Source organism: Halomonas sp. McH1-25 (assembly GCF_022348165.1).
Lineage (GTDB): Bacteria > Pseudomonadota > Gammaproteobacteria > Pseudomonadales > Halomonadaceae > Modicisalibacter.
Genome location: NZ_JAKRFI010000018.1, coordinates 1 through 9119 on the forward strand (window position 1 = coordinate 1; position 9119 = coordinate 9119).

The window sequence follows — 9119 nt, forward strand, 5'->3', positions numbered from 1 at the left end:
CCTTGAGCAGCTTCATGCGCCGCTCGCCGGGGCCGGTCTTCGACCAGGCCGGGAAGGCGCGCGCCGCGGCGTCGGCGGCGGCGCGGGCATCGTCGACGGAGGCGGCCGCCGCGCGGGTGACGGTCTCGCCGTTGAGCGGGTTGGCGCGGTCGAAATCAGCGTTTTCCTGGGCTGGCCGCGACTGGCCACCGATCAACAGATTCAAACGTTCCATGGCGTGTTCCTTATTGTGTCGAGAATACTGTTAGCATCCTAACGCCGACGCTCAAGCATCGCACTGATTGCGCAACGCCAAGGCTTTCTCATAGATCTCATGGGCGTTATCCAGACCGCGTGCCTCGAGCCGCTTGAGATAGTTTTCGGTGCCTTGCTTGAGCGGCGCAGCCCAGGCGGGATCGTCGAGCGGATTCTCGACGACGTGGATGATGTTGCCCTGGGCTTCGGCTTCCTCGCGTCCGGCCTTGTCGAGCTCGTCGAAAACCTGCCCCGCCTTGAGCGCCCACGCCATGCCGCTATTATCGTCGATCACCGCCTGCATCTCCGGAGATAGCCGGTCATAGGCGGCTTGGCTCATCGTCGCCACGATGGCGCCGGCGTAATACGGCACCTGCAGGTGATAGTTCGTCAACTCGTTGATCCGAAATACCTTCATGGCTTCCCAAGGGAAGCTCAGGCCGTCCATCACTCCACGCTGCAGCGCGGTATAGATGTCCGGCGCCGGCATGCCCAGGGGCTGGGCCCCCATGCTGGCGAGCATCTCGCCGGCCACCTCGCTGGGGCGACGGATGCGCAGGCCCTGAAGGTCGGCAGGAGTCTTGATCTCTGTCTCTCGTGTATGCAGGTAGGCCGGTCCGGTGGTAAACAGGAACAGCACGTGGGTATCGTCGTACTCGCTGGCAACGTCACCTTGTTCATACAGCGACTGCAGAATACAGGCACCTTGAGAAGCGCTGTTGACCACCCCCGGCAACTGGACGATCTCGGTGAGCGGGAAGCGGCCGGCCGTATAGCCCTGCAGCGTGACGGAGATATCGGCAATGCCGTTGGCCGCCGCATCGTAGGCCTGTTCGGACTTGGCCAACGTCTGCGAGGGGTAGATCTCGACGTTAAGCTGACCGTTGGACTCCTCTTCGATCCGTTTCGCCCAGGCCTGATAGAGCTCCTGGTTGACCGCCGAGCCGGCCGGCCACAAGTGAGCCATGCGCAGGGTGGTTTCCGCACCGGCCGAGGCGCACAGCCCCAGCGTGGAGGTGACGAGCAGCAGGCGTGAGATGGCGTGTTTCATGCGTTTTTCCTCTTATCGTTGTTGGTGTCTTGCATTGCCGTGATCGGCGTCTTCTGTCATCAGGGTTCGATGGTCGTCGTCGGTACCTCGATCAGCATGGGCTTCGTGGCATTCAGGGCCTGGCGCAGGGCATTCTCGAAAGCGTCACGAGTATCGGTACACACCGCCTCGACGCCGTAGCCGCGCGCCAGGGCGCAGAAGTCCAGTCCCGGCACGTCGAGGCCCGGCGCATCCTCGGCATCCAGCATGCGCGAGAACCAGCGCAGCGCGCCGTAGGTGTCGTTCCTGAGGATGATGAACACCACCGGCACGCCGTACTGGGCCGCACTCCACAAGGCGCTGATGGCGTAGTTGGCCGACCCGTCGCCGATCACCGCGATGACCTGACGCTCGGGCCGGGCAAGCTGTACGCCCACGGCGGCAGGCAGGCCGAACCCCAACCCCCCGGCCGCCGGGAAGAAGTAGCTGTCGGGATGGCGCATTTCCACGCGCTGCCAGAAGGCGGTGACCGTCGAGGTCGATTCCTTGACGAAGATCGCATCCTTAGGAGCCAACGCATCCAGCGCATCGAAGACGCTCTCCGGCGCCAGACGACCGGGCTCATCCGCCATCGGTTGCGGCAATGGCAGCGGCTCGGGCATGGCACGCTCGCTCTGCGTCAGGGTCGGCAGCAGTTTTTCCAGCGTGGCGTACAAACCACCGACCAGGGCATCGCCCATCGGCGCGCGCGCAGCTTCCTGCACATCACTGGTCAGATGAATCAGCTCGGCGCCCTCGGGCAGGTAGCGCCCCGGCGCGTACTGGTGATATCGGAACACCGGCGCACCGATGACCAGGATCAAATCGTGGCCTTCCAGCTTGCCGGAAATCCCCGCGATCGCTGCCGGCAATACCCCGCGGAAACAGGCATGGCGGGTCGGGAACGGGCAGCGCGAGGCGGACGGCGCCACCCAGGCCGGCATGCGCAGGCGCTCGGCCAGTTCGACGGCCAAGGCATTGGCATGCTCCGCGTCGACTTCGGGCCCGAGTACCACGACCGGGTTGCGTGCCCGATTGAGGCGTTCGGCCAAACCGGCAAGTTGGGCGTCGGACGGCGTCCCGGCATGATGCACGTCGCGTCGGGTCACCAGCGTGGCGTCCTCTTCGACCTCTCGTCCCCAGTCGTCATGCGGAATCGACACGTAAACCGGCCCCTTGGCGGGCAGCGATGCCATATGAATCGCCTGGCTGAGGGCGCGTGGCACGTCTTCGGGACAGGCCGGTTCATAACTCCACTTGACCAGCGGGCGCGGCAACGAGGGCGCATCGACATTGGCGAGCATGGACTCGACGCCGATCATCGAACGGGCCTGCTGGCCGGCAGTGAGTACCAGGGGCGAATGCGAATACCAGGCATTGGTCAACGCGCCCATGGCGTTGCCGGTACCCGCTGCGGCATGCAGATTGACCAGCACCGGCTGGCCGCTGGCCAGGGCGTAGCCGTCGGCCATGCCGACCACGACACCTTCATGCAGGCCGAGGACGTACTGGAAGTCCTCGGGAAAATCCTTGAGGAACGGAAGCTCGTTGGAGCCGGGATTGCCGAAGACGACATTCAGCCCCTGGCGACGCAGGAGCTGGTAGGTGACGGAATGCACGGTAGGCATGGCGGGGCTCCGAAATGACTGTGTGATTCCACGCTAGCCTTCGTGCTACCATCGATCAAATCGATAGTTTTTCTATAAAAAATAAACTGTATCTATTTTATGGCTGCCATTGATCTTAACCTGGTGAGGGTCTTCGTCACGCTCTACGATGCCCGTAGCGTGACCTTGGCCGCAGAACGGCTGCACGTCACTCAGCCCTCGGTGAGCTACGCTCTGTCACGCCTGCGCGACCAGTTCGGCGATCGACTGTTCGTACGCTCCCGCGACGGCATGGAGCCCACCTTTACCGCCATGCAGCTCTACCCCGCCCTGCGCGATTCTCTGGCTCAGATCGACAGCGTTCTGGAAAGCAACAATGAGTTCGAGCCTCGCCAATCGCAGAAGCGTTTCCGCCTGGCACTGACCGACCTTGGCGAAATGTCGCTGCTACCGCGCATCCTCGCGCACCTGCATGTCCAGGCACCCGACATCGAGCTCGAGGTCGTTCCGCTGGAAATCGACAAGGTCGAGGACTGGTTGGCCACCGGCAAGATCAACGCCGTCATCTGCAGCCGCCCTGTCGGTGCGACGGGCGTCGAGCGGCGCGTGCTGCTCAGCGATCGTTACGTGTGCCTGCTCAACCGCGACCATGACACCATCGGCGACGCCCTGAGCCTGGAACAATTCATCCAGGCCCGGCACGCCGTGGTCGCCGCCTCGACCGGACACGGCCTCGCCGAGGACGTGCTTCGCGAGCAAGGGCTGCAACGCAAGGTCCGCCTGACGGTATCGCATTTCTCGAGCCTGCCGCGCATCCTTCAGGAAAGCGACCTGCTGGTCATCCTCCCCGAGCAAATCGCCAGCGCCTTTGCACGTGAGGCTCCGCTCAAGGTGCTCGACCTGCCGTTCGAGGTGCCACCCTTCGACGTTGCACTTCACTGGCAGTCCCATACCACCCGTTCCCCGGCCCAGCGCTGGTTCTGTAACCGCCTCGTCGAGGCGATCACCGGGACCTGAAACCCTAACGAAAAACGCCGACGGCAGAGCCGTCAGCGTTTGCGCTTGCGATTTCCGGACAGGCCGCTATCCCGTGACCAGGTACAGGCTGAGCACCGGGAACAGGATCAGCAGCGCCAGGCGCACGAAATCCGAGACGATGAACGGCGCCACGCCCTTGAAGATCTCGCCCAGCCCCACGTGCGGGGCCATCGCCTTGATCACGAACACGTTCATGCCTACCGGCGGGGTGATCAGCCCCAGCTCCACGGTCAGCACCGTGATCACCCCGAACCACACCGGGTCGATGCCCACCGCCTGAATGATCGGGTAGACCACCGGCACGGTGATCACCAGCATGGCGATCGAGTCCATGAACATACCGAGGATGAAGTACATCGCCAGGATGCACAGCAGCACGACGATCGGTGCCAGGTTCAGGCTGAACAGATAGTCGGAGATGGAGAACGAGATGCGCGACACCGAGATGAAGTAGCCCAGCGTCTCGGCGCCCACCAGCATGAAGAACACCACCGTCGACAGCGCCAGGGTCTCCTGCAGCGCCTGCCACAGCCCGGCGCCGCGAATGCCCTTGACCAGCGCATAGATCAGCGTGGCGAAGGCGCCCACACTGGCTCCTTCGGTGGGCGTGAACAGCCCGAAGTAGATGCCCAGGATGATGATCAGGAACACCGCGAAGAACGGCACCAGCCCGGCCAGCGAGCCGGCTTTCTCGCGCCAGCTCGTCGGCTGCCCCGGCACTGCCAGGGTCGGCTTGATCCGCATCATCACGGTGACCGTCAAGGCATACATCACCAGCCCCAGAAGGCCGGGAATCAGCCCGGCCATGAACATGTCGCCCACCGACTGCTCGGTAAGGATGGCGTAGATCAGCAGTGCGATACTCGGCGGAATCATGATCCCCAGCGTGCCGCCGGCGGCCAGGGCGCCGGTGGCCAGGCCGCGGTTGTAGCCGTAGCGCTCCATCTCGGGCAGAGCCACGCGGGTCATGGTGCTGGCGGTGGCCAGCGACGAGCCGGAGATCGCCGAGAAGATGCCGCACGAGCCCACCGCGGCGATCGCCAGACCGCCCTTCCAGCCGCCGCAGATGACCCGCGTGGAGTCGAACAATTTGCCGGCCATGCCCGAGTGCGCGGCGAGCACGCCCATCAGGATGAACATCGGCACGGCGCTGAAACTGTAGTTGGTCAGCACCTCGACGGGCACCGACTTGACCATCGAGATCGCTGCGTCCCAGCTGATGACCTGCGAGAAACCGCCCACGCCGATGATCAGCATGGTCAGCGCCACCGGCACGCGCAGAATCATCAGGATCAGCAACAGGCCCAGGCCCGTGGCACCGATCATTTCGCTACTCATCTCAGATCTCCTCGACCGATGCCACGCGGTAATTGAACACCAGTCCCAGCAGGGCGAACGCCAGGCTGCGAATGCTGAGCAGCAGGCTCAAGCCCGCCGCCGTCCAGTAGATCGGCCCCATCGGCAGGCGCAGATCCTGGGTGACCTCGCCGTGCGCCCCGGCACTGACCGCCGAGTCCCACAGGCCGACGGCCACCACCAGTCCCAGGGCGGTGAAGCCCAGCAGATAGAAGCCGTTGAGACGGGTCTTGATGGTCGCGTTGAGCCGGTGGCTGAACGCCTCGACCACCACCTGGCCCTTCTCGACGTTGGCGGCCATGGCCGCCAGCAGCGCGAACAGCATCAGGTAGCTGACCAGCTCGACACTGCCTACCACACTCCAGGCCAGTGCCCCGTCGCTGAGGCGATACACATAGCGCAGCGTCACGTCGACGACGGTCACCGCCAGCATGCCCGTCAGGGCGATGCCGGCGATGAGCTTGCACAGGGCTTCCAGCCAACGACTGAATCGAACGAGCCCTTGCTGCATGATGACCTCCTAGAATCGGGTTCTACGGTTAGGAGGACTGCTCAGAGCAGGCCTGCTTGGCGTCGAGTGCCGCCTGGTAGACGTCATGCGCCTGGTTCAGGCCACGCTCCTCGAGACCGCTCAGGTAGGTCTCGATCCCCTGATTCAGCGGCGCCTGCCAGTCGGAGTTCTCCAGCGGATTGTCGATCACGCGAATGGTATGCCCCGCTTCCTCGGCTTCCTGCTTGCCGGCCTGGTCGAGACGGTCGAACACGTCACCGGCGTTCTCGGCCCACTTCATGCCGGAGTTGGCGTCGATGACCGCCTGCTGTTCGGGGGAGAGGCGCTCGTAGGCGTTCTGGTTCATGGTGGCGACGAAGACCAGCGTATAGAACGGCACCTGGGTGTGATAGTTGGCCAACTCGTTGAGACGGAATACCTTCATGCCTTCCCACGGGAAGCTCAGGCCATCCAGCACGCCGCGCTGCATGGAGGTATAGATGTCCGGGGCGGGCATGCCGACCGGCTGGGCGCCCATGTTCTCGAGCATGTTGCCGGCCACCGCGGTCGGACGACGGATACGCAGGCCCTGCAGGTCTTCCGGCGTCTGAACGTCCGTCTCACGGGTATGGATATAGCCCGGCCCGGTGGTGAACATGAACAGCACATGGCTGTCCTTGTACTCATCGCCGAAGTGACCTTCGTTGTAGAGGGTCTGCATGATGCAGGCGCCTTCCGGCGCCGACTCGGCCACGCCGGGCAATTCGACGATCTGCGACAGCGGGAAGCGTCCGGCAGTATAGCCCTGGGCGGTGATGCCGATATCGGCAATGCCCTTGACGGTGGCTTCGTAGGTGTCGTCGGCCTTGCTCAGGGTCTGCGACGGGAAGTTCTGCACGCGCAGTTCGCCATTGGACTCTTCTTCGATGGTCTTGGCCCAGGCCTCGAAGATGTCCTTGTTGATCGCCGAGGCACCCGGCCAGAAATGCGACATGCGCAGGGTGGTCTCACTGTGGGCCGCAGTGGCGACCCCGGCAATGGAAAGCGCGAGCAGGCAGCGAGTCAGGGTACGTTTCATGGCTAGGGTCCTTTTATCGTTGTCGAACGAGGAAGCTGTTTAACGGCTATGCTCCCTCATTCCTGCGAAGATGACTATTAGACGAACGATAGTTCGCATAGCGATCAAAGCCAATGCTAGCGACTCTCGGCGCGGAGGAAATCGCGACTTTGGTCTAAGACGACTAGCCATCGGTTCAACGCAAGCTCAGTCAAGCGCTTCGCCCCAGCCGAGTTTCTTGGCCATGGCGAAAGCATGGTTGGCTGCCGGTACGCCGCCATAGATCGCCACGTGCATCAGCACCTGACGCAGTTCGGCTTCGGATAAGCCGATACGCTTGGCGGTCTTGAGGTGCAGCTCGAGCTCCTCACGGCCCAGCGCGGCAAGAATCCCCGTGGTGATCATGCTGCGTTCGCGACGCGTCAGCTCGTCGTTGCTCCACAGCTCGCCCCAGGCCAGACGCGTGATCATCTGCTGGAATGGCGCATCGAGCGTGGTTGCCCCGGCGCTGGCCCGGGCGACATGCTCTTCGCCGAGCACCTGCTTGCGGGTCGTGAGCCCCGTGGCATAAGGCACGCCCTGCTCCCCGACATTGCCGAGATTGACCGACAGCCAGCCCAGTAGGCGCTGGGCGAGGTCGGCTGAGCATTCCACCGACGGCACATGGGCGACATCGTCGAGGATGTCCAATGGTGCATCCCCACACTCCTTCGCCAACGTTTCCAGCGTGGCTGGCGGTGTCGCCATGTCCTCGCGACCGCCCAGCAGGTGGACCGGCACCCCATGTCCGGTGAGCTTGTCGCTGAAGTCGGTACGGCCGAGCATTTCGCACAGGCGCGCATAGCTTTCGCCGTCGGTGCGTGCCATCTGTACCTTCCAGCCCTCGGCGAGCGCAGGCTGCGCCTCGACCAGCGCCGGCGCGAACCAGCGCGGCACGATCTCGCCGGCCATGGCGGCAAGCCCTTCCTGGCGAACGCGGCCTGCGCGGGTATTCCACAGGTCGGGGTTACCGATCACGGCGCCGGTGTTGGTCAGCGTCGCCGACAGTAGCCGCTCGGCATGCGCCGTCAGCAACTGCTGCCCGACGACGCCGCCGATGGAGGTGCCCACGAAATGAAAACGCGAGGCCCCGGCATGGTCGGCCAGCGCCAGCGCCTCGGCCGCCAGGCTGGCGGGGGTGATCTCGCCACCCGCCTCGGGCCACGCCGCACTCGCGCCATGCCCCGGCAGGTCCCAGGTCAGTACCCGGTAGCGCGGCAACAGCACTGGCAGCAGGTCGTCCCATACCGCCTGGGTCATGCCCAGCGGATGAGCCAGCACCAGCAGCGGCAGCGCCTCGGCGCCCAGCAGGCGATACGCGACGCTGCGTCCGTTCACATCCAGAAAAGCCATGATTCTCTCCTTTGACCAAACGAGAAAAGCCGGCGAATCGGGCTGCCGGCCTTCGTTGCGGTACTTATCTCACACGGCTCACACGCGCTCGATGAGCGTTGCGATCCCCTGGCCGACGCCGATGCACATGGTGCACAGCGCGAAACGACCGCCGGTCAGCTGCAGCTCGTGCATGGCGCTGGTGACGATGCGCGCCCCGGACATACCCAGCGGGTGACCGAGGGCGATGGCGCCACCATTGGGGTTGACCCGCGGATCGTCGTCGGCGATACCCAGTTCGCGCAGGCAGGCCAGCGCCTGAGACGCAAATGCCTCGTTGAGCTCGATATGATCGAGCTGGTCGGTGGTCATGCCCAGACGCTTGAGCAGCTTTTGCGAGGCCGGCACCGGCCCGATGCCCATGATGCGCGGCTCGACCCCGGCGGTAGCCATGCCATGGATGCGCGCCATCGGCGTGAGGTTGTAGCGTTTCACCGCCGCTTCGCTGGCGACGATCATCGCCGCTGCGCCGTCGTTGACGCCGGAAGCGTTACCCGCCGTCACCGAGCCCATCACGCTGGAACCGGCGGCACGGAACGGCGTCGGCAATGTGGCCAGTTTCTCGAGGGTGGTTTCGCGCGGGTGCTCGTCGGTATCGAAGATCAACGGATCCTGCTTGCGACGCGGTACCTCGATGGGCACGATCTCCTTGGCCAAACGACCGTTGTCCTGAGCGCGCTTGGTCTTGAGCTGCGAGTGGTAGGCGAACTGGTCCTGATCCTCGCGGGAAATCTTGAACTGCTCGGCGACGTTCTCCGCCGTTTCGGGCATCGAGTCGACGCCGTACTGCTTCTTGAGCAGCGGATTGATAAAGCGCCAGCCGATGGTCGTGTCTTC

9 protein-coding genes are annotated in these 9119 nt (G+C 64.1%); 1 reads left to right on the forward strand and 8 read right to left on the reverse strand.

Going from position 1 to position 9119, the window contains the following annotated elements; genetic code table 11:
• From MHM84_RS21250 to mdlC, 3 genes are all read right to left on the reverse strand, one after another.
• On the reverse strand, positions 1-214 hold a 214-nt coding region (locus MHM84_RS21250), incomplete at its 3' end, for an aldehyde dehydrogenase family protein (protein WP_239269054.1).
• Positions 215-265: 51 nt separating this feature from the next.
• Entirely contained in the window at positions 266-1285 is a 1020-nt protein-coding gene (locus MHM84_RS21255) for a TRAP transporter substrate-binding protein (protein ID WP_239269056.1), read from the reverse strand.
• A gap of 59 nt (positions 1286-1344) precedes the next feature.
• The gene (mdlC, locus tag MHM84_RS21260; protein WP_239269058.1) at positions 1345-2931 is read right to left on the reverse strand and encodes a benzoylformate decarboxylase; all 1587 of its coding nucleotides are present in this window, start codon (positions 2929-2931) and stop codon (positions 1345-1347) included.
• Between the two features lie 99 nt (positions 2932-3030).
• On the opposite strand from mdlC, the gene MHM84_RS21265 reads away from it, so the two are divergent.
• Positions 3031-3927, forward strand: a complete 897-nt coding sequence (locus tag MHM84_RS21265) for a LysR family transcriptional regulator (RefSeq protein ID WP_239269060.1) — start codon at positions 3031-3033, stop codon at positions 3925-3927.
• A 66-nt stretch (positions 3928-3993) separates the two neighbouring features.
• On the opposite strand, the gene MHM84_RS21270 is transcribed toward MHM84_RS21265, so the two are convergent.
• From MHM84_RS21270 to MHM84_RS21290, 5 genes are all read right to left on the reverse strand, one after another.
• Entirely contained in the window at positions 3994-5286 is a 1293-nt protein-coding gene (locus MHM84_RS21270) for a TRAP transporter large permease (protein WP_239269062.1), read from the reverse strand.
• Position 5287: 1 nt separating this feature from the next.
• The gene (locus MHM84_RS21275; protein WP_239269064.1) at positions 5288-5815 is read right to left on the reverse strand and encodes a TRAP transporter small permease subunit; all 528 of its coding nucleotides are present in this window, start codon (positions 5813-5815) and stop codon (positions 5288-5290) included.
• A 28-nt stretch (positions 5816-5843) separates the two neighbouring features.
• A complete protein-coding gene (locus tag MHM84_RS21280) occupies positions 5844-6872 on the reverse strand; it encodes a TRAP transporter substrate-binding protein (RefSeq protein WP_239269067.1) in 1029 nt (342 codons plus the stop codon).
• Between the two features lie 186 nt (positions 6873-7058).
• Positions 7059-8243 (reverse strand): alpha/beta fold hydrolase, encoded by a 1185-nt coding sequence (locus tag MHM84_RS21285; RefSeq protein WP_239269069.1) that lies wholly within the window; start codon positions 8241-8243, stop codon positions 7059-7061.
• Between the two features lie 78 nt (positions 8244-8321).
• Positions 8322-9119, reverse strand: a 798-nt coding sequence (locus tag MHM84_RS21290) for an acetyl-CoA C-acyltransferase (protein ID WP_239269071.1), incomplete at its 5' end; no start/stop codon positions are given.